This is a genomic window from Nostoc sp. (genome assembly GCF_036917095.1).
In the GTDB taxonomy this organism is placed as follows: Bacteria; Cyanobacteriota; Cyanobacteriia; order Cyanobacteriales; family Nostocaceae; genus Nostoc.
Genome location: NZ_JBALFH010000004.1, coordinates 1 through 18,152, shown reverse-complemented (window position 1 = coordinate 18,152; position 18,152 = coordinate 1). Strand labels below are relative to the sequence as shown.

18 protein-coding genes and 1 pseudogene are annotated in these 18,152 nt (G+C 41.2%); 11 read left to right on the top strand and 8 right to left on the bottom strand.

Translation table 11 applies throughout. From position 1 onward, the window contains the following. Positions 1–78 precede the first annotated feature (78 nt). On the bottom strand, positions 79–1,245 hold the full coding sequence (locus V7L01_RS01335; protein WP_335031188.1) for a helix-turn-helix domain-containing protein: 1,167 nt from the start codon (positions 1,243–1,245) through the stop codon (positions 79–81). A gap of 442 nt (positions 1,246–1,687) precedes the next feature. Here V7L01_RS01335 and V7L01_RS01330 point away from each other — a divergent pair, with 442 nt between their 5' ends. Beyond that, positions 1,688–2,626 carry a GIY-YIG nuclease family protein gene (locus tag V7L01_RS01330; RefSeq protein ID WP_335031186.1) on the top strand — a complete coding sequence of 313 codons (939 nt, stop codon included), beginning with the start codon at positions 1,688–1,690 and terminating at the stop codon, positions 2,624–2,626. A gap of 30 nt (positions 2,627–2,656) precedes the next feature. Here the strand turns inward: V7L01_RS01330 and V7L01_RS01325 are convergent, their stop codons facing one another. Further along, positions 2,657–3,280: a hypothetical protein gene (locus tag V7L01_RS01325; RefSeq protein ID WP_335031184.1), complete on the bottom strand. Its 624-nt coding sequence runs from the start codon at positions 3,278–3,280 to the stop codon at positions 2,657–2,659. 269 nt (positions 3,281–3,549) lie between these two features. Then, a complete protein-coding gene (locus tag V7L01_RS01320; protein ID WP_335031183.1) occupies positions 3,550–4,515 on the bottom strand; it encodes a DNA polymerase III subunit delta' in 966 nt (321 codons plus the stop codon). A 224-nt stretch (positions 4,516–4,739) separates the two neighbouring features. Between V7L01_RS01320 and V7L01_RS01315 the strand changes: the two genes are divergently transcribed. Beyond that, positions 4,740–5,345 (top strand): DUF411 domain-containing protein, encoded by a 606-nt coding sequence (locus V7L01_RS01315; protein WP_335031181.1) that lies wholly within the window; start codon positions 4,740–4,742, stop codon positions 5,343–5,345. Between the two features lie 207 nt (positions 5,346–5,552). On the opposite strand, the gene V7L01_RS01310 is transcribed toward V7L01_RS01315, so the two are convergent. Both V7L01_RS01310 and V7L01_RS01305 read right to left on the bottom strand, forming a co-directional pair. Continuing rightward, positions 5,553–6,500 (bottom strand): tetratricopeptide repeat protein, encoded by a 948-nt coding sequence (locus tag V7L01_RS01310; protein ID WP_335031179.1) that lies wholly within the window; start codon positions 6,498–6,500, stop codon positions 5,553–5,555. A gap of 244 nt (positions 6,501–6,744) precedes the next feature. Continuing rightward, positions 6,745–7,134, bottom strand: coding sequence for a hypothetical protein (locus V7L01_RS01305; RefSeq protein WP_335031177.1), 390 nt, complete (start codon positions 7,132–7,134; stop codon positions 6,745–6,747). Positions 7,135–7,362: 228 nt separating this feature from the next. On the opposite strand from V7L01_RS01305, the gene V7L01_RS01300 reads away from it, so the two are divergent. Then, on the top strand, positions 7,363–7,485 hold the full coding sequence (locus tag V7L01_RS01300) for a hypothetical protein (RefSeq protein WP_335031175.1): 123 nt from the start codon (positions 7,363–7,365) through the stop codon (positions 7,483–7,485). Here V7L01_RS01300 and V7L01_RS01295 read toward each other — a convergent pair. Next, entirely contained in the window at positions 7,482–9,437 is a 1,956-nt protein-coding gene (locus V7L01_RS01295; protein ID WP_335031173.1) for a Rieske (2Fe-2S) protein, read from the bottom strand. The genes V7L01_RS01300 and V7L01_RS01295 overlap by 4 nt on opposite strands. 138 nt (positions 9,438–9,575) lie before the next feature. Here V7L01_RS01295 and V7L01_RS01290 point away from each other — a divergent pair, with 138 nt between their 5' ends. Then, entirely contained in the window at positions 9,576–10,487 is a 912-nt protein-coding gene (locus V7L01_RS01290; RefSeq protein WP_335031171.1) for an SGNH/GDSL hydrolase family protein, read from the top strand. Between the two features lie 271 nt (positions 10,488–10,758). After that, complete coding sequence (locus V7L01_RS01285) at positions 10,759–12,063, top strand: O-acetylhomoserine aminocarboxypropyltransferase/cysteine synthase family protein (protein WP_335031169.1); 1,305 nt, start codon at positions 10,759–10,761, stop codon at positions 12,061–12,063. On the opposite strand, the gene V7L01_RS01280 is transcribed toward V7L01_RS01285, so the two are convergent. Then, complete coding sequence (locus tag V7L01_RS01280) at positions 12,053–12,208, bottom strand: hypothetical protein (RefSeq protein WP_335031167.1); 156 nt, start codon at positions 12,206–12,208, stop codon at positions 12,053–12,055. The genes V7L01_RS01285 and V7L01_RS01280 overlap by 11 nt on opposite strands. Between V7L01_RS01280 and metX the strand changes: the two genes are divergently transcribed. Continuing rightward, complete coding sequence (gene metX, locus V7L01_RS01275; protein WP_335031165.1) at positions 12,196–13,275, top strand: homoserine O-acetyltransferase MetX; 1,080 nt, start codon at positions 12,196–12,198, stop codon at positions 13,273–13,275. The two genes, V7L01_RS01280 and metX, sit on opposite strands and share 13 nt — an antisense overlap. A gap of 444 nt (positions 13,276–13,719) precedes the next feature. Then, positions 13,720–14,913, top strand: coding sequence for a family 10 glycosylhydrolase (locus V7L01_RS01270; protein WP_335031163.1), 1,194 nt, complete (start codon positions 13,720–13,722; stop codon positions 14,911–14,913). Between the two features lie 472 nt (positions 14,914–15,385). On the opposite strand, the pseudogene V7L01_RS01265 reads toward V7L01_RS01270, so the two are convergent. Then, positions 15,386–15,726: pseudogene (locus tag V7L01_RS01265) on the bottom strand (sensor histidine kinase). 185 nt (positions 15,727–15,911) lie between these two features. Here V7L01_RS01265 and V7L01_RS01260 point away from each other — a divergent pair. From V7L01_RS01260 to V7L01_RS01245, 4 genes are all read left to right on the top strand, one after another. Continuing rightward, positions 15,912–16,187: a UBP-type zinc finger domain-containing protein gene (locus tag V7L01_RS01260; RefSeq protein ID WP_335031161.1), complete on the top strand. Its 276-nt coding sequence runs from the start codon at positions 15,912–15,914 to the stop codon at positions 16,185–16,187. Positions 16,188–16,302: 115 nt separating this feature from the next. Continuing rightward, a complete protein-coding gene (locus tag V7L01_RS01255) occupies positions 16,303–16,443 on the top strand; it encodes a hypothetical protein (RefSeq protein WP_335031159.1) in 141 nt (46 codons plus the stop codon). Positions 16,444–16,449: 6 nt separating this feature from the next. Further along, on the top strand, positions 16,450–16,938 hold the full coding sequence (locus V7L01_RS01250) for a TIGR00725 family protein (RefSeq protein WP_335031157.1): 489 nt from the start codon (positions 16,450–16,452) through the stop codon (positions 16,936–16,938). A 414-nt stretch (positions 16,939–17,352) separates the two neighbouring features. After that, the gene (locus tag V7L01_RS01245) at positions 17,353–17,808 is read left to right on the top strand and encodes a DUF1392 domain-containing protein (RefSeq protein WP_335031155.1); all 456 of its coding nucleotides are present in this window, start codon (positions 17,353–17,355) and stop codon (positions 17,806–17,808) included. The last annotated feature ends 344 nt before the right edge of the window (positions 17,809–18,152 follow it).

Here is an 18,152-nt window from a genome sequence, read left to right as displayed (position 1 = left end):
CTTTTACTATTTTTATATGTACAACCTATCGATACTTTAAAAGTAACCGACCTATATTTATCGCTGTTTAAATGACTTTCATAAATTTTTCAAGATGATGTGTTTTTTTGAGTCAAAGCTGATAACACCTTGTTCTTGTAGTTTGCCCATCAATCGGGTAATTGTGACTCTGGTGGTACAGCAGGCGCTAGCAATATCTTCATGAGTGAAGCGAATATTCAGGCGAGTTCCCTCTGACACTGTTTGACCAACTTCTTGTTTCAACAGTTGCAATAGATAGTGCAAACGCTCTTGTACCAGTCGTCTTCCAGAAATGGCTAAAAAAAATTCTGTTTGTCGCAACCGCTGACTGATTTTTGGTAAAAGGGTGTGGTTCAGCGTCGGAGAAACTGCTATCTCTGCTACGTCAATAGACACTAACTCGACATCAGAAAGGGCTATTGCTTGGTAAATCTTTAGAGATGTCATACTAGAGCCAAAAACCATTCCTGTTGCTGCCAACCCCATCAACACTTCTTCACCAGTTTCACAAAAGGTACTTAACTTAACCACACCCTGAGAAACGTACCAAATTACTAATGGGTTGAGGGGAATAGTTTCTCTTTTGGAATATTTCTCCACAAGGCGACTTTGGATGAAATCGCTTTCATTTTTGACTAGTGCTGATTCTGATTGCTGACGCTCACTAATGTTACGTAGAAGCCAGCGTAAATAAATTGCCTTGCCCTGCTGATTGCGGACAGTTGCCACTGTCAAAGCTGCATCAAATGACTCGCCATAACGTTGATGCAAATGTACTAGTAATTCTCTGGTTCTGTCCGAGTGGCTTAAGTAGTTGAGTTCGCTACGAAGGTACTGACGTTCTTCTAAGGGAACAAAGTTAATCAATGGTTTACCCACCAGAAAACTTTTTGAAACATTGAGTAACTTAGCTGCCGCATGATTAGCTTCTTGGATTATCCCTTCTGCATTAGTTACTAAATAACCATCAGGTGCAAACTCAAATAAATCCTGATAGCGTTGGCGTTCTGCTTCTAGCAAATTTCGAGTTCCGATCAGTTCTTCATTTTGCTGACACAGTTCCTCCATCGCTAACTGCACTATCCTCGATCTGCTATGAAGTTCTTGAAAAACTTGCGGCAGCATATCCGGTGGAATCGAAGGCAAGATACTAGCAGTTTGGTATAAATCTGCTACACGCTTGTGCAAGACTTCTGTGCGTTGAAGGAATAGTTCTATATTCATCTTAAATCCCCGCTATTTCCTTGCAGAGTTTAAGCAAATATGTCTACTACGTAAAAATAATGAGTGACTTTATTTGCTGGATAAAATTAGTAACAGATACCATAATACAGCAATGTAGGTTCGCTATCAAAAGAAAATTTGTTCCAAGGAATTATCGGACTTATAGCTATTTACCAAAGTAAACCTGTTAACGGGTTTAGGGGAGCGATCGCCAACGCCTTCACTTTCCTTTTTTTCCTCTAAGAAAATTTTGGGTATCTATTCACACAAGCAATACTTATCTTCTCAGATGAAGGAGCGATGCCTACGGTTCTTACCAGCCTCCGTTTGACTCCATTGTATTTACATTCTTCAGATCGACATTACACTAATCCAGAGATAGATACATTTTTGAAAAGTTGAAGCACACTTGTAAAAGCAACTTTAACTATTCAATAATGGTATGACAATGTGGCTAAAATATGGCGTAGATAAAGATGGCATATTGATATGTATTGAAGATATCAGCAGGGGGAGGACTTCACTTAAGTGTCCTTACTGTAATGGTGAGTTAACTGCTAAAAAAGGCAAGTTAAAAGAGCATCATTTTGCTCATAATGACGAAACCTGCCGCCCGATAGCTAATCGAGAATTCCCTACTTTGGCACTTTATGATAATTTCAATATTAATTTATCTGGGAAGGATTTGGCACAGTTAAAACTGCTCTGGAAGGAGTACGGAGCTAAAAATTACCCGATCGACTCCTACTTAGTTACTCCAGGGTTGATAAAAGCAGAAATGTTGAGAAAAAATGTTTACATTCGACCGCCTGCGTATGAATTCACGAATTTGGGAAAAATCCCCATCGGAACGCTAGAGTTAAAATTATTTAACGAAGTGCAAGAGCCATTGTTATTTAAAAAACTCTTGAAACTTGAGCTAGCTTTTAAACACGCCGAGTACAAAAATGCCCCAGATTTGGCATATCGGCTCACTGATTTAAAACTCTACCGCGCTCAACTTCAACGTATTCTATCCTGCACACTATATTTTTTAGAAATACAAACGAATATTGACACTTTGTACAAGATAGGAGTAACCCAAAGACCCATTCTCAAGCGAGTAGCAGAAGTAGAAAGAGATTTAGTTGCACACTATCAAACTGTTGCGATTAAGGTACTGGGAAGCTGGGCGCATCGGGAGAATATTGAACTGTATTTTAAACACCGCTATCGAGACTTCAATCATCCCATCGGAAGTTTAACTGAGTATTATAAGTTTAATGCTGAGGATACCAAAATGGTACTGTATGACCTGCAACAAATGCAAGTTAAAATATTATCTCAAGATGAAATAAATATTCTTGAAGAGAATACTAGCTTGATTCAAGTTGCTGTGTAAAAGTTTATCCTTTCTTAAAAATAGATTCGCTTAATAAATGTTTCGCCAAGACTTCACTGTCTCTTTGCCAATTTTGCTATCAACAGTTTGGCCTCCTTCCAAGACTAGTCTGATGTCTAAGTTCTCATCTGGAGCATTTTTCAAGGCAGTAGCTAATTCTTGACTGACAGCAAACGTGCCGGTTGAACCGTCTAATTGAAAAACTTTTCCCCTGACCTTGAGCAAAAGTTTATCAACTTTCCTGGTGGTGACAAACTGAAGAAAGTCAGGTCTGGGATACACACGCCCTGCGGTGTAGAAGAAAGAAGAGCTGGCGCGATCGGAATTTACAGTTACAAGGACTCGAATGCTTGAAGGAGTCCATAAACTAATAACTTGCTTTGAACCTCCACGGTATAAATTACCACCCAATAAATTCCGATCGAAAACCCCAAGCAACTCACCTTCAAAAGGGTCAACGATTCTTACAGGTTTCGACCAAGGGACATCCATATCGGGGGACAGTCCTGCTGATTTGACTACTGGCAAATTGTTTGATGCTTGGGCAAGACTAGCTACCTCTTGAACAGTGAAAGCAGGACAAACTTGAGGCGAAAGCACAGCCAAGCTAGTCCCTAAAAGTAGAACTGGAATTGTCTGCGGTAAGTTCATCATAAGTCAGGGGTACAATCTTCAAAAACAATAATCGAACAGCTTTTATTAGTCATCCCCCGCAAGACTTTTGTTTGCTATGAAGCTTTGACAATTGAGCAAATTGCAGTGTCTTGGGGCAATGTCTCTTAACTCGCCGCATTCTCTTGGAGACGCTTTGCGTAGCTTACTTTAAATAATACACCAGTACTAAGATTTTAGATACTTAAGTAATATCATTTAATATTGCTAAAGGGTTTGAGGTTTTTCTACAAGAGTTAATAAATGAGATTTTATTTTTGACAAACAGATAAAAGCAGACATTCCCAAACTAACTTTGGTTGAGCGTAAGAAAGCAAGTATTTACGAGCTTGTTCTAGCTGGTTGATGATGCTGGGTTGATGCCACTGCTGCCAGTAGAATTGCTGAAGATAATCAACTAACCACAGTTGGGCTTCTGTATCTAAATCTTTATCAATTTTTTTGGCTAACTCCAAGGCTTTGCGGTAGGAAGCAGGGGCTTTTTTTAAGTCTTCGAGTAATTCAGAGGGAATAACTTGTAATTGTTCGTAAGATGCGATCGCACTTCCGGCACTGCCAGCTGCTATGCTCAATACTGCCTGATTTTGCAAAATTTCCTGATGACCAGTTTGCGTAAGTACAACAGCCAAAGACTGGGCATCTAAGCGATAAAAAGGAATGCGTTGACAGCGTGACACCAAAGTTGGCAAAACAGACTCAGGTGTAGGCGCAATTAAAATTAACGTCGCCTGTCCCGGTTCTTCTAGGGTTTTAAGTAAAGCATTCGCAGCGGCTTCTGCCATTGTTTGCGCTTCTTCCAGCACTACCACATTCCTTGGTGCTTCCAAGGGTGGACGACTGAGAAACTTGGTAATTTCCCGAATTTGCTCTAGCCGAATTACAGGTGGGGCCTTGGGCTTAAGTCCTTTCTCGGCGGCTTCTGCTGCTGTTAATCTTTGTCCCTGGTGTAGGTACGTCGCTTCCACCCATAACAAAGCTGGATGGTTACCTTGACGCAAACGGTTTTGTAAAGCCGCAGTGGCTCCCATCTCGCTAGAAAATAGCAATTCCACAAAACACCTAGCTGCTAAACTCCTTCCTACACCATCTGGCCCCACAAATAGATACGCTGGAGCAACGCGGTTTTGTCTGACAGCCTGAGTGAGTAATTCTATGGCTTGCTGTTGTCCTACAAGTGGTGCAAATGGGTTAATAGTTAAGTACCTTCGCCAAAACAAGAATATGAAAACAGAGGGCTGATGTAATAGAGTTGTTGTCCAGAACGACAACTTAGAAGCTACAAAATGCCCATATTTGACATACTAGCACTGTTGGAATGACTTCTACCACGTAAGGGCCGTAGCCTTTTTAAATGCAGAGGGGCGCAAAGTACGCAGAGTTTTTTTGAAGGGAATTTGTTACAACAAATTTATGTAATGTTGTTGTATTTAGGAAGCCTCAGATGTCGCACAAACAATTTATTTATTACTGGCAAAAATGGTTACTTTCCATCTTGGTACGTGCAGTGGTAGTGATTTGTCTAACAGTAGGGGTGTTGGGCATCTTGGCAAGCACTGCTCCTATGAGTAATGCTCAAGCTGTTTTTGCTGGTTCTGTTGCAGCTAATGCTCAACTGGTAAGTAGCACTCAGCGTATTCAAGATAAACAGACACCATTAAACTCAACAGCGCTAAATGCTACCGTATATCACAGTCCCGATTGTAATTGTTGTGGCGGGTGGATTGACCATTTAAAGGCAGAAGGTTTTAAAATCACAGACTTTTCCACATCTGACATCGAAACAGTCAAACAAAAGTACAACGTGCCAGATAACTTATCATCTTGCCACACAGCAATTGTTAATGGATATGTGATTGAAGGACACGTCCCAGCAGACGACATCAAACGTCTGCTTCAAGAAAAGCCAAATGTTGCTGGTTTATCTGTTCCTCAAATGCCTGTAGGTACTCCTGGGATGGAGATGGGAAATCGAAAAGACCCGTTTTCTGTGTTTTCTTTTGACCGCAAGGACTCAGTTGCAGTATTCAATAAGTATCCGTCTTCTTGATGTAAACTTTTCCTAGTTCAATAAGTGATTTTTTCCCTGTCTTTGCGTAGCATCTCGGAGAAAAAACGCCAAAATAAAAGTATTTTTTACTATACTTTGACAGGGCTAGAGTTAGGAGTTCTGAGTTATATCAAGTTCGCTTTATTACTTAAATTTAAAACTCTCCGCGTCCCCGCGTCTTTGTGTCAGCACCAGTTGATGTGATTTTTACTGTTTAGAACCAGCTTTCATCAACTGTGACAAATGGCTTAACCATTTCCCAAACCAGAAACCAGATGTTGGGCTTGGAAGATTTTGAGAAAGAAGCTCAATGGCATGGTTACAATCTTGCAGGCTTGCATCGAGTCCCATTGCGTGATATATTTCGCGGGCATTGTAAAAAGCATCGATCGCTTCTGATTTCCGATTGATTTTTTCTAATACCAGACCCAAATTAAACCAGGCGTTTGCTTCCCCATTCCGGTCATTAAGATCCTTTCTAATCTCTAATGAATACTGATGAAGCTCAACCGCTTTTTGGTACTGTCCCAGAGCTTTATAAGCGCTGCCCAACCCACTCAAGGACATGGCTTCTCCATTGCGATCGCTGATGAATTTTGCCAGTTCTAACCATCGCTGGTAAAACTCTATTGCCAGTTGGTACTGTCCCAATGATTCATAGGTATTGCCCAAACTTCCCAGGCAAATGCATTCCCCAGTCCAATCGCCTATTTTCTTTGTTATGGTCAACCACTGGTGATACAATTCAATCGCTTGCTCGTATTTGCCCAGGTATTCATAAGTATTGCCCAAACTTCCCAAGCAAATGCCTTCCCCAGTGCGATCGCCTATCTTCCTGGTGATACTCAACCACTGGTGATAAAATTCAATCGCTCGCTGATATTTACCGAGTGATTGGTAAGCGTTGCCCAACCCAGATAAAGATTTGGCTTCCCCCAAGCGATCGCCTATTTCTCTAGCGATATCCAACCACTGCTGATAAAACTCAATTGCCAGGTGGTACTCACCAATTGACTGGTAAGCATTACCCAAACTTCCCAAACAAATTACTTCTGCATTGCGATCGCCTGTTTCTCTGGCTTTGTGCAAGCACTGCTCTTCAAACTTAATGGACTCAATGTTATTTAAGCTCCCGGATCTAATTACTTCTGTCATTCTCTGTAGAAACCGAAATTTTTGGTTTATAGGGTGTTGATTATACAATTTTCTGTGCCTTAAGCACACTATCAGTGCAACTTGTACAAATTATCTCAAAATCTAGAAATTGTACTTTAATATTGAACTTTTTTTATACACCGCTAAAACCGTGTATAAAAGTGTTTTATTTATATTGGTAACAAGGGCACGAATACAGTATAGTGGCAAATTTCGCTTTCTAAAAAGATATAAACAAAACCAATCAATCAGCAGCCGCATAATCAGGCAATGCGTTGAGTTCTAAATTAACAGCACTTAGATAATTTTGGTCGTTTAAAACTTGTGATGGTAATTTATCTGCATTAACAGCAGCCTTCACCAAATCTTTTGCAATAATATTTCTGTTCAGAGTTTTAAATACCAGCGCTTCTCCACTAGGAATACCGTGCTGTTTCAGACCTCCCTGATAAGCAAAACTAACTAGATTGAAAGGCTGGAGGTAACTAACAGAAGTAGAGTTTCTGGATAAATTGTTAGAGTTAATAGCTATTTCACTACTATTGTTAGTAGCTGTTTGAGCGCCAGCGATTCCAGGTACAAGAGTAATAGAAGCAAAAATCAAGGCAGAATTTATTAAGGTAACAAGTTTCATAAGTTTATTCTTAGGTAAAATGCGATCGGTCTTCTTTACTAATACAGTCCTATTTATTATTAATCTCAGCTTCCTTCAGTCAGGTCACCCGATCGGTTGATATATGACTCACCCTTTTGGGTGAGCTAATTGAGCAACACTAAAGAGCAATGGAAACTCAGTTAAGTAATAGAAAATATCAACCAATTCGTTCTGTCTCTAGACTTAACTGAGGCGAGTTGAACATTTATGCAATTTTTAATTCGCCTCTTGAGTTTCCCTAAAATGCATAAATTGCCGCGATCGCACAATTTTTTTTATCAGGCGATCGCGGCAATTAATTATCAAGTTTCCCCAAATGACCTAAATTAGGATTCTTCAAACAGGCGATCGCCTTTATGCAACCGATAAGCAATTTGATAAGTTTGTCCTTGCGATCGCATTGTTGGCGCGTGTGCTGCTAAATAACGAGCAGCAGCAACTAGCACATGAATAGCAGCAGTTTCACTTAACAGCGAGTATTGTCTAAAAGCTGCTTCTATTTCCTGAATCACATGAAACTCCCGATTTTCCCGCAGCATTAACTTACCCAACATTGCCATCAGCCGCTCGGCAGAACCGCCACTATACAAATAATCAGCCACTAACTGACCTGTCTGATTTACTTGTTGTTGGCGATTTAATAAATCTGGTAGTTGCTTGAGCAATTCTTCAGGATTTTGAGCAGGGTTTTTTGGTTCTGGGAGTCTTGCTGGTGGCACATTCAAAAAACGATTCAGATATACACTCATCGCAGCATCAAACACACCTCGTAGTAATTCAAGTGTTGGCACTCGTCGTAATCCTTGATGCACTGCATTGGCAAAAGTAAACGGATGGTGTGCCGAATTCCAATCCCCAAAGTCGTTGTTAGTGTGGAAGCGAGCTACCCGCAATGCTGCTGTGTAAGTAACTACGCTTGCCAATTGTTCTTCAGTACAGCCTGCTTCCAGAGCAGTTAGAAGAGAGTTGCTAATTTTCTGTGGGTCTTCCCCTAACAAAATCGGCACCAATTCCTCCTCACCTGACCAAGTTCCATGTCGAGGTCGTCCTGCTGCCAAAGCCGTAGGTAACTGCTCAAAGGCAGACTCCAGAATTGCTACCAAATCCACAGGGTAGCGCCAGGAATTTGATTCTTCCATCCGGGAAGCAGTTGCTAAAGCAGAAACTAGACTCGCCAAAACTGACTCTGCCCCTTGCCAATCAACGGCATCCAGGGCTTCTAATGCCTTATTAATGAAGTCAACTGTATGACCGCTATCGATGTAGCGGTGGTCTGTAGCAGATGTAAAGAGCATATCTGCAATTTGCTGAGAATTAGCTCCCGTCCGAATTGCAGATATCAGACATCTTTCTGCGGCTTCACTATCCCGCACCTCAATAAACTGGCAAAACCAGCTTTTCAGGGTACTGAGGTCAACGGTAGAATTGGGTAATGGATGAACAACAAAATGGGGCGGCGCACCTGCACTATCGCTAGCTACTGCTGAAAGTCCTTGGAAAAGGGCGCGGGGTTTGTCTTCTGCATCCAGATAAGGCAGCAAATTCATCATACAAGTATGGATGGTTAAGCCTGTACTCCAGCCTGCTTTGTTATAACGGGTGCCAAATTCCAGTCCCACCTGAAATGGTTCGGTAATATCTGCCCCTATGTCTAATAGTGCGATCGCTGATTTGGCAATAACTAAAGAAATACTTTGTTCTAAACCATCCTGAAGACGTTGGCTGTGGTGGGTATGGAGGTCAACTGGGGGATCTAGATTTACCCAAACTTCCCCATCGCGGATTTCTACACCAAAGGAGGGAACATCATCTGCCCAAGAGTCAAATGTTCCGCCACTAGCGAGGTCGAAGCGGGCATAGTGCCAAGGGCAAGTCACAATCCCATCTTTGCAAGTGCTTCCGTGGAGAGGAAAGCCCATATGCGGACAACGGTTATCAATTGCATAAACTTGATTGTCTGAGTAAAACAGAGCAATGGTGTGTTTTTCGCTGCGAACCAACAAACTACCTGCTGCTTGAACATCTGCAAATTTAGCAACACGGATGTATTTGTCTTTATGGGTTGGGGCTGCAAATTTTTGAATCATTTCCATTTTCAACCAAAGGGATATAAAACTCCTACTACCACTCTGGCGAACTTTCAACGGTTTGAGCAGCGATGCAAGTCTAATTTTTGTTAACTGTAGGCATTCGCCAAGAAAAATCAGCGATCGCCTTCTCGTTTCTTGGCGAGATGTTACAAAACACAACAGCGTTACATTAAGACAATAGGCAAAATCCACACCTAAAGGTATCCGGTTTTGCTCACCAGCTCTGAAGCTAGCTTGTTAACTTAGAGAAGTGCTTAATCTTTCTTTACTCACAAAAATATCATCAACAGTTGTAAAAACTATTGCCTTTAGGGTTTGCAGAAAACTTTAATGCAAAGAAAAAAGTGGCTTTTAAGAACAGGACTTGCTCTTTTAATTTTTATCATGGTTGTAGCGGCAAAATTTATGGATAAAGCTCATCCCATCTCAGAACTTTATGTATTTGGGGATAGTCTTTCGGATACAGGGATGGTATTCCGGGCGACAGGAGGAATGTACCCACCCAATCCAACTTACTTTCAGGGGCGTTACTCCAATGGTCGGGTTTGGATTGAGTATCTTGCCGAATCCCTCCATCTATCCTCCAAGCAAACTAATAATTTTGCTTACGGAGGATCGACTACTGGCAGTGTTGGTAATAGCTATGTACCTAGCTTGCTAAATCAAGTGCAGTCGTTTACGCAGACACATCAAAAGACGAATCCAGATGCTTTGTATGTGTTGTGGGCAGGGGCAAATGATTATTTGCAAGGGGTAAGCAGTGCAAATGTTCCTGTTAAAAATCTGACAACGGCAATCAACTCTCTAAGTGATGTGGGCGCTAAAAAAATTCTGGTTGCAAATTTACCAGATTTAGGACAGTTACCTGCCACTAGAAACAGTGCGAATTCTGTGAACCTCAGTGCATTAACACAAGCACATAATCAAGGCTTGAGGCGATCGCTTAAAGTACTAGGTCAACAGCATTCCGATCTGGAGATTGTAGTATTAGATGCTAACGCCCTGTATCGAGATGCGATGTCTGCGACGGGCTACGCCAACGCCAATCCGGCAGCCTTTAAATTTACCAATGTTACCAGTCCATGTTTGTCTGGTTCTAACACCTGTAGTAACCCAGACCAGTTTTTGTTCTGGGATGGCATTCATCCGACAACTGCGGCTCATCGCATCATTGGGGAAACTGCTTTTTCAACGATTCAAGAAGCAGGGATGATTAATCCTCATTCGATGTTGGTTCCCTAACTGAGTCGATCGGTTTTTGCAGGGATAAAATTATTTCTGTCAAAAATGCTTTAAATTACAGCATTTTTCATCTATTTTAAGCAGAATCTTAGGTAGGGGCGCATAGCTAGCTGTGCGCCCTTACAGTATGGTTTAATTAACTAAAAATAACTTTAAAATACGGTAAGCTTTAAGAATTACCGTAGATTTCTCTAACACAACGCTCAAATAGTATATTACTTTCTTATATAATTCTTTCCTTCTGCCTCCTGCCTTCTCTTAATAACTGCTTATGTCTGAACAATATCGTTTTGAAACCCTGCAAGTTCATGCTGGACAAGAGCCGGCTCCGGGAACTAATGCTCGTGCTGTCCCAATTTACCAAACTACTTCCTATGTTTTTGACGACGCCGACCACGGAGCGCGGTTGTTTGCTCTCCAGGAATTTGGCAATGTTTACACCCGGATCATGAACCCGACGACGGATGTATTTGAAAAGCGGATTGCTGCCCTAGAAGGCGGTGTAGCAGCATTAGCAACAGCTAGCGGTCTAGCGGCGCAGTTTCTGGCAATCACTACCATTGCTCAGGCTGGGGATAATATTGTTTCCACTAGTTTTTTGTATGGGGGAACATATAACCAATTCAAAGTATCTCTACCACGGTTGGGTATTAATGTCAAGTTTGTCGAGGGAGACGATCCAGAAAGTTTTCGTCAGGCGATCGACGATCGCACCAAAGCGTTATACGTTGAAACCATTGGCAATCCTCAATTCAACATTCCCGACTTTGCCGCTTTAGCTCACATTGCCCACGAAAACGGCATACCTTTAATTGTCGATAATACCTTTGGTGCAGGTGGATATTTAGCTCGACCGATTGAACATGGTGCAGATATTGTAGTGGAATCTGCAACTAAATGGATTGGTGGACATGGTACTTCCATTGGTGGCGTAATTGTCGATTCGGGTAAATTTGATTGGGGTAACGGCAAATTCCCCTTGTTTACTGAGCCAGCACCCGGCTATCATGGGCTGAATTTTCAAGAAGTATTTGGCCCTAGTGGAACATTTGGCAACATTGCCTTTATTATCCGCGCCAGAGTCGAGGGGTTACGGGATTTTGGCCCGTGCTTGAGTCCATTTAACGCCTTTCTTTTACTGCAAGGATTAGAAACTCTCTCTTTGCGTGTAGATCGGCATGTGAGCAATGCCCTAGAATTAGCTCGGTGGTTAGAGCAGCAAGAGCAAGTATTATGGGTTAATTATCCAGGGCTTCCCAATCACCCATATCATGAACGAGCGAAAAAGTATCTCCGGCATGGCTTTGGGGGAGTTTTAAACTTTGGCATCAAAGGTGGATTGGAGGCAGGTAAAGCTTTTATCGATCGTGTAAAATTGGCGAGTCATTTAGCAAATGTTGGCGATGCTAAAACCCTCGTCATTCATCCCGCTTCCACAACCCATCAACAGCTAAGTGATGACGAACAGCTTTCAGCAGGTGTGACACCCGATTTGGTGCGAGTATCGGTGGGAATTGAACATATCGACGACATCAAAGAAGATTTCCAACAGGCATTCGGGCAAGTTAGGAGTTAGTTTTCAATAAATGGGGAATGGAGAATGGGGAATGGGCATTGGTTATTAATTCTTCTTCCCTTGCTTCCCCTGCTCCCCCTGCTCCCTGCTCCCTGCTCCCTGCTCCCTGCTCCCTGCTCCCCACTCCTAGATATGATTTACTCAAACTTCATTTCACCGCAAACCCAGTTTTACCAGCTTACGGAGCCATTTCAACTTGAAGGCGGCGAAACATTAATTGGGGTTCAGGTTGCTTATCGCACTTGGGGACAGTTAAATGCTCAAGGCGATAATGGGGTACTAATTTGTCATGCGTTAACTGGTTCGGCTGATGCCGATGATTGGTGGGAACCTTTGTTTGGTTCAGGGAAAGCTTTCAATCCAGAACGCGATTTTATTGTATCCAGCAATATCTTGGGAAGTTGTTACGGCACAACCGGGCCAACTACTATCAACCCAATAACGGGAAAGCCTTATGGCATATCCTTCCCTAAAATTACCATCCGAGATATGGTTCGCCTGCAAGCTGTACTATTAGAATACCTGGGCGTTCAATCTCTGCGGTTAGTAATTGGCGGTTCGCTCGGTGGGATGCAAGCACTGGAGTGGGCATTATTATATCCAGAAAAGGTGGAAGGAATTGCACCCATTGCTGTTTCTGGCAGACATTCCGCTTGGTGTATTGGATTAAGTGAAACCCAAAGACAGGCAATTTATGCCGATCCAAACTGGCAAGGAGGGAACTACACCCTGGATGCCCCCCCAAATCAAGGACTAGCAGTGGCGCGGATGATGGCGATGTCTACTTACCGTTCTTGGGATAGTTTTACAATTCGCTTTGGGCGGCAGTATGATGCATCTGAGCAGTTTGCTATGGCTAGTTATTTACAGCATCAGGGTAAAAAGCTGACAGAGCGATTTGATGCCAACACTTACATTACCCTCACCCACGCAATGGATGGCCATGATGTTGCACGCGATCGCACAGTTCCTAATTTATCAGGTTATGAATCTGTTCTGCAAAGCATCCAGCAACCGACTTTAGTTGTCGCCATTGATTCTGACATCCTTTATCCTCCAGTAGAACAACAAGAATTGGCGAATTTAATCCCTAATGCTCAACTGGCTTGGCTGAAATCAACCCACGGGCATGATGCATTTTTAATTGACATGGATGCATTGAATAAAATACTAATCTCTTTTCAGCAAAGTTTAGATTTCTCAGCCTCCTAAGTTGGCGTATTGAAAAAAGCTTGGCGTTTCGAGTTCTGAAGTGGAATGATGCAGTTGAAAAGGCGAGCGCACTTTTAGGCATTGGGTTTATTTTTACTGTTCTTTGCGTTGTTAATATAAATAATTACCAACAATAAATAGCTAAGGGAATTAGTGCGCTCGAAAAGTTACACTACAATTTGGAACATTTGCTAGTGTCATGAGCGTGATGCTAAGGGACTCCTAAATAAAAAAATATACAACTATTTATTGTGGGGTGGGCGTCTCGCCCGCCCATAGTCAAAGGCGGTATTGGAGTGATGATTGGCGTGTTGGTGGGAAATCTGAGGTGAAGATTCGGTTTAAGAGCTTTTGTGTTAGAAAAGCTATTGCAGAGGGAAAACTTAAAGCAAAACTAGGCTATTGAGTCTCAGTATATTGTCAAAAATTAAATCGGGGTTTTATATGCCTAGTCAAAAGAAAGAGCCAAGTGGATGTGGATGCTCAAATATTCCGATATCTATAATCCTAATTATCTTAGGAGGTGGTTATTGGTGGTTTAGCCAGAGAGGACATCTAGAAATAAGCAAGTTTTTAGATAATAGCAAGAAGATAAATATACATATTTTTAACCCTCCTATAACTAGCTCTCCAACTATCACTCCAACGGCTTCTACAGCCCCGCCAGCCTCTTTAAAAATTACTCCAAAATTAGCTGATAATAACAAAATTTTACCAAAAACAATACCAGAAGTAAAAACCCCATTGCCTCAAACGCCTTGGGAGAAGAAAGCAATTAGAGGAATTTACTTAACTCGCTACCAAGCCACCAATAATGCTGATGAACAAACGATTCGTGAGAGAGTTCGTTACTATCGCTCTCAAGGAATTAATACAATTATTCACGGTGTTTGGGGCAATGGCTGTACGATGTATAATAGCGAAGTTATGCAGCAAACTTTTGGGTATAAAAGTTGTCCAAACCAGTTTCAAGAGCAATGGTTAAATTGGTTGATAGACGAAGCACATAAACAAGGAATGCAAATTCACGCTTATTTTGAAAAGGGGATTAAAATAGATAAAAATAGCCCCATTTTTGATTTGGCAATTAACCGGAAATGGATTGTTCCAGGAGTGGATAAATCCTACTCTGGAATCGATCATTATCTACTTGATGTGGAAATTCCTGAAGTTGCTAGTCTGTTTAAAAATATATTAGTAGAGTTTGTCAAAAAATATCCAAACATCAATGCAGTTCAATGGGATGATTATCTAGGTTATTATGCTGAATTACCAGGAAAAGTTGACCGCACTGCAAATTTAACTAAATTTGTGCAACAAATGGTAACTTCAATGAAAACAACTAATTATTCAGTGAGTTTTGATATTTGCCATCATAATCCCTATTGGGCTAAAAAATATTTTGCAGCTGACTGGGAAAAATGGGGTGTAGATCGCGTATTTATTCAAGCTTATAATGATAGTAATTTTGTTGAAGAATTAAATTACGCTCAAAAATATGCTGGAGTTGCAATTACAGATCGGCAGTTTGGCCGTTTAAAAGAATTAGTTGATAACCCAAAAATCAAAAGCATTTTAGTTTTTCCGTTTTCAGGAAATCCAGAAAAAACAGCTTCTATCTTAAAAAACTCGCTTTGAACTAGGAGTAAATTTTCTAGTTGGGGGACAATAGCTGGACTGGTGAAAGGGAGCGTTTATGCTAGATATAGCTTAAATATACGCTTTTACGGAATGTAGCGCAATATTTTCCAGAAGCCAGTAAATAATGGACTATAACAAAATTCCGATTGCTACCACCTACTGTTAGATGATTCGCCATTGGGTGCAGTTCTGAATCTGGCATCTACCGTACAATAAAAAACTGCCCTAGACGTAAGCCAGAGCAGTTTTTCATAGAAGTAGATTATATAGGGGACTTTTACTGTTGTCCCCAGTTTATGCATAGTAAATACCGTTATATAATACTATTCACCTCAAGTTTCGTACTTTATGCAAAAAAAAGAATAATTTTGAGAGCTAATTCCTAAAGAAAATCTAAAGAGAACTGAATCTGGCTTTACTCAGGTTAGACGATCGCTCGTTTAGACGATTTCGCGGCTTTCAAGTTTTGTTACTGTATTGGAATCGTAATTATAAACTCGGCTCCTGCTCCTGGTGCTGAGATACAGTGGAGTTGCCCACGGTGATTTTTGACGACTATCTGGTAGCAAACTGACAACCCCATGGCAGTGCCTTTACCCACTAGCTTGGTAGTAAAGAAGGGTCAAATATATGATTACGTACTTTGTCGGTCATTCCAGAACCATTATCAGCAATGCGAATTATGCACTCATCCTCTTGAACAAGGGTACGAATATAAATTTTGGGGATTGAGGATTTGGAAAGCTCTTTTCCCATTTCCCAGTCCTTAGTCCCTAGCCCCTCTTCCAGAGCATCAATGGCATTAGTCAACAGATTTATAAATACCTGATTCAACTGTCTAGGGAATTTGGAATAAGACTAGGCACTTATAGATTCAATGGATTTGCTCTTATCAAGCGTGCCATTTAGATATGAACTTTAATGCTTAACTGACAAAATTAGCTGTGTTTCCCTACACTAATCTATACTCTGATTAACGTGTCATTCAAATCCCTATGAGCTGCGAACATTTAGATAATGTTACTACGGAGACTCTGATTTCTAAAGCAAACTACCCAGTGTTTCGTTGTGAAGAGTGTATCCGGATAAACAGTCGGTGGGTGCATCTCCGTATTTGTCAAAGTTGTGGCAAGATGCTGTGCTGTGATTCTTCTCCTCATCAACATGCCCGGCGGCATTATGAGGAAACTGGACATACAGTGATTAGCTCGGCGGAGTTAGGAGAACAGTGGTTATGGTGTTTTCAAGATGAGCAGGCAAAGAACTATTAAACTGAGCGATGTGCTGCGATCGGGATACTGTTGGCGAACGGGCATCCTACGATAGGCGTTGGCGCAGCGATCGCTTTTTTATTAAGACAGGATATGGCAAAGGTTGGGGGGAAACGTGAGTCTTAAACGGCAGATGTTACAGATGACGATCGCTGGCACTGCCCCAAGGGCGCGATTCCTATCTTCCCAACGCCTCAGCCAATCGCTCTTTCGTGGAGACGGATTTCACTTGTCGCTGAAAACTAGTATCATCTGAAATTTTATGCGGAAAATTATTATTGGGGTTATGGGGAGGGGAGAAAATGCGACAGCAAATGATTTACAAAATGCTTATATACTAGGTCAACTTATTGCCAAACAAGGATGGGTTTTACTCACTGGTGGTAGAAATGTGGGGGTAATGGATGCAGTAAGTAAAGGTGCAAAATCTGCTGATGGTTTAACTATTGGTATTCTTCCGGGTGAGAATCAAGATGGTATTTCCTCTTGGGTGGATATTGCTATTTTCACAGACATGGGTAATTCAAGAAACAATATTAATGTTCTTAGCAGTTCTGTGGTCATTGCTTGCGGTATGGGTGCAGGAACTGCTTCAGAAATTGCTCTAGCTTTGAAAGCAAATAAGCAAGTAATTTTGTTGAATAATGATGAAGAAAGTAAACTTTTCTTTAAAAAACTGTCACCAGAAAATGTTTATATTGTGGAGAGTGTGGATCGAGCGATCGCTACTGCCAAAACAATTTTATACTAATTGCTAAATCAGTAAAGTCTTCTCACATGAGGAGAGGCTTAAGTAAAAAACTAGGAATGCTCTTAGATGTTGACCCCCTCTGCGAATATATCAATGGTTTGATGTGGCGGACTGATGAAGATTTTTATACCAAGATAGCTACAATGTAAAACTGCTCTGGAGGCAAGCCAGAACAGAAGAGAATCATCGGAGGCTGGTTGGGAAATTGATAGTTAGTGTTGTCCCGGTTCAGTATAGGACAAAAGCCAGATTTTTTTGGCATTAGGCTTGTCGTTAGGCCTTACTCCTTTAGCTCGCTCCAAATAGCTATGCGTCATAGTAGCTTACTAAAATGCTGCTGTGACTGGATCTTGAAATTACATCCGGATTACACAAGTGCAAAGTAGTTTATGTATAAAAAAGAGATTGCTTTGCATGATTAACCAAATTGTCACTTTAGAATCTTGTTGGCATAGTTCTAGTCCGTGGGGAAAAGCCATGCCATCATTAGCAGTTCAAATCCTGGAAAAAGTCTTGTTATCAAGCTCTGATATATCAGGTTACTGTTGTGGTGTCCAATGGGAGAGACAGGAATGGATTTATGCGATTGTCTGCTGTCGTGAAATACTCTACTTGCCTCAAGAAGAAATTTTTGGAACAAAGTTAGTGGAAAAAGCCACAGTTGCTACACCAGTTTTTGAATTAGGAGATGTGGTAGAAGTTGATTTTGGTGAAAAACCAACACGTCGTATTATTCAAGGGATTTTTTGCCTGAAAAACAATTGGCTTTATGCAGTAGAGTGGCATTCCCCAACCTTGTCAGAAATGGAATTGGCTCAAAGTAGAATTATCTGGCTTGCGGATGTGGATTTAGTAAAAGTGAAGGGATGACTAACTCCTAGAGTTATAAATACTCTCAGTTTTCCTAATCCCATTTACGGCTGAGTTTTTAATATACTGACTGTGACTATACTACGATGGAAAAGAAGGATGTTATTTCTAAATTGCAATTTCTAGCAGGGATCAAGGGATTTACTAATTTTGTCTATCTTTGCTCAACGTTCAGTATTCATCCGCCATTTTCTAAAACTTGCATCTGTAAATGTTCTTTCAAATCTAATGGTTCCGTTGGCAGGGCTAATATAGGACTAGTATTTGATTTCTGAAAAAGATCCGTACATTTGAAGAGTGTCAAAATCAAAGGTAGTGTGTCGGAGAAACCATTCAAACATCCA